This window comes from Chromobacterium sp. ASV23 (assembly GCF_016428945.1).
Classification (GTDB): Bacteria; Pseudomonadota; Gammaproteobacteria; order Burkholderiales; family Chromobacteriaceae; genus Chromobacterium; species Chromobacterium sinusclupearum.
On record NZ_JAELTR010000267.1, the window covers coordinates 1 to 301 of the forward strand.

Sequence of the window (301 nt, forward strand, 5' to 3'; positions counted from 1 at the left end):
TGCGCGCGTTGGACGGCTGGTAATTGGCCTGGATGCGGTGCAGCTTCAATTCGTCGAAAGCGAAGCGTATCGCCGCCTGCAGCGCCTCGCGCATCAGGCCCTGGCCTTCGCAGGCATGGTCTATGCCTGTCTCTTATACACATCTCCGAGCCCACGAGACTCCGCCAATTATCTCGTATGCCGTCTTCTGCGTGAAAAGGGGGGGGGGGGGGGGGGGGGGGGGGGGGGGGGGGGGGGGGGGGGGGGGGGGGGGGGGGGGGGGGGGGGGGGGGGGGGGGGGGGGGGGGGGGGGGGGGGGGGG

At 72.8% G+C, this 301-nt stretch carries 2 protein-coding genes; one reads left to right on the forward strand and one right to left on the reverse strand.

Annotated elements, in window-relative coordinates; genetic code table 11:
• Positions 1 to 94: GNAT family N-acetyltransferase (locus JHD59_RS23420; protein ID WP_368671647.1), on the reverse strand; the 94-nt coding region annotated here is incomplete at its 3' end.
• Between the two features lie 21 nt (positions 95 to 115).
• On the opposite strand from JHD59_RS23420, the gene JHD59_RS23055 reads away from it, so the two are divergent.
• A partial coding sequence (locus tag JHD59_RS23055) for a hypothetical protein (protein WP_233164491.1) occupies positions 116 to 301 on the forward strand: 186 nt, incomplete at its 3' end.